Genomic DNA, 2007 nt, shown 5'->3' on the forward strand with positions numbered 1-2007 from the left:
GCCGGAAAGGATGATGGCCTGGGGCTTCATGGCGGCAACCTGCGGGGCGGGGGTCACGCAGGAATGAATTTCGGAGTATACCCCGGCCTCGCGCACGCGGCGCGCGATAAGCTGGGTAACCTGGGAGCCGTAGTCTATTATAATGACCTTGCTGGGCATAGCGTCCTCATGATCTGTATGAGCTTCGCGCGCCGGGGCGCGCCGGTTGCCTGTCTGCACGGGCGTGCGCCTTTCGGCGCAGCGCACCCTAGTTTTCAATGCGATAGTTGGGGGCTTCCTTGGTGATCACCACGTCGTGCACATGGCTTTCGCGCAGGCCTGCCGGAGATATTTCGCAGAAGGTGGTATTTTCAAACAGTTGCGTGAGGTTGTGCGCGCCCACATAGCCCATGCCCGACCGCAGGCCGCCCATGAGCTGGTACACGGCTTCCATAACCGGGCCACGGTACGGCACACGGCCCACAATGCCTTCAGGCACGAGTTTTTTGCTCTTTTCCTGGAAGTAGCGGTCAGAGCTGCCTTCTTTCATGGCATCGATGGAGCCCATGCCCCGGTAGATTTTATATGTGCGGCCCTGGTACAGGATTGTTTCGCCCGGGCTTTCTTCCGTGCCGGCGAAAAGTGAGCCGACCATTACGGAATGCGCGCCCACCACAAGGGCCTTCACAATGTCGCCCGAAAACTTGATGCCGCCGTCGGCAATGCAGCAGCGGTCCATTTCGCGCGCGGCACGGCCGCCGTCCATAATGGCCGTGACCTGAGGTACGCCCACGCCCGCCACAATGCGGGTGGTGCAGATGGAACCGGGGCCGATGCCCACCTTGACGGTGTCGGCGCCGGCTTCAAGGATGGCCTTGGCTCCTTCGTAGGTAGCCACGTTGCCGGCCACAAGCTGGCAGTTGGGAAACGCCGACTTGACCATTCGAATGGCCTTGATGAAGTTGACGGAATTCCCGTGTGCAGAGGCAAGCACCAGAACGTCGGCCCCGGCCTCAAGCAGTTGCTCGGCGCGGGATTCGCAATCCTTGCCGATGCCGATGGCCGCGCCCACGCGCAGGCGCCCGGCGGCGTCTTTGCAGGCGTTGGGATATTTTTGCACCTTGTCGATATCTTTCATGGTGATCAGGCCGCGCAAATGACCATCTTCGTCCACCACAAGCAGTTTTTCAATGCGGTGCTCGTGCAGGTGCTGCTTGGCTTCGGCAAGGGATGTGCCCATAGGTACGGTAACGAGATTTTCGCTGGTCATGACGTCGGCCACGCGCACGGCCTGGCCGTCTTCGACAAAGCGCACGTCACGATTGGTAAGAATGCCCACAAGGCGGTCGTCGGCCACAACCGGCAGGCCGGAAACGCGGAAGTCCGACATGAGGTCAAGAGCTTCCTGCACCGTATTGTTGGGCGAAATGGTTACCGGGTCGAGGATCATGCCGCTTTCGCTCTTTTTGACCCTTTCAACTTCAAGGCGCTGCCGGGACACGGGCATGTTTTTATGGACAATGCCGATGCCGCCCATGCGAGCCATGGAAATCGCCATGGCCGATTCCGTTACGGTGTCCATAGCGGCAGAAAGCAGGGGGATGCGCAGGGGGATGGAAGGGGTAAGCCAGGTGGCTATGTCCACGGCATCAGGAGTAATGTCCGAATAGCCGGGAATGAGCAAAATGTCGTCAAAGGTCAGCGCTTTGCCGCGATTGGTGAACATGGCATCCTCGTAATATGCTGGAATAATTGTTCAAATTGTAGTCTAACAGGGTATCCCCTTGCGGGCCGTATGTCAATGCGGGCTGTGGCTCTGCGGTCGGGCCTGCCGGGTTTGCGGTCGTGCCGCGCGCTCCTGTAGCGAAGCGGGTGCTTGCGCGTACAGTTTTTGAGCGGCCTTGGCAAGTGCCGGAGGGCGCTTTTTTGTTCAAGGCTTGACGTGAGGCGGCAAACATCCTATGAATCACCACTTCGCCCCTGTGGGGCGCATGCGCCGTGCGGCGGCCGCGTGCAGGCATGTCTGCA

The 2007-nt window shown here is 59.9% G+C and carries 2 protein-coding genes; both read right to left on the bottom strand.

Features of this window, described 5'->3' with window-relative positions; genetic code table 11:
* Positions 1–159 (bottom strand): glutamine amidotransferase-related protein (locus V6C16_RS12015; protein WP_442886228.1); only part of this gene is annotated, 159 nt, incomplete at its 3' end.
* 88 nt (positions 160–247) lie between these two features.
* Positions 248–1705 (bottom strand): IMP dehydrogenase, encoded by a 1458-nt coding sequence (gene guaB / locus V6C16_RS12020; RefSeq protein WP_333543308.1) that lies wholly within the window; start codon positions 1703–1705, stop codon positions 248–250.
* Positions 1706–2007 lie beyond the last annotated feature (302 nt).

This window comes from Desulfovibrio sp. 1188_IL3213, from assembly GCF_036763145.1.
GTDB lineage: Bacteria > Desulfobacterota > Desulfovibrionia > Desulfovibrionales > Desulfovibrionaceae > Desulfovibrio.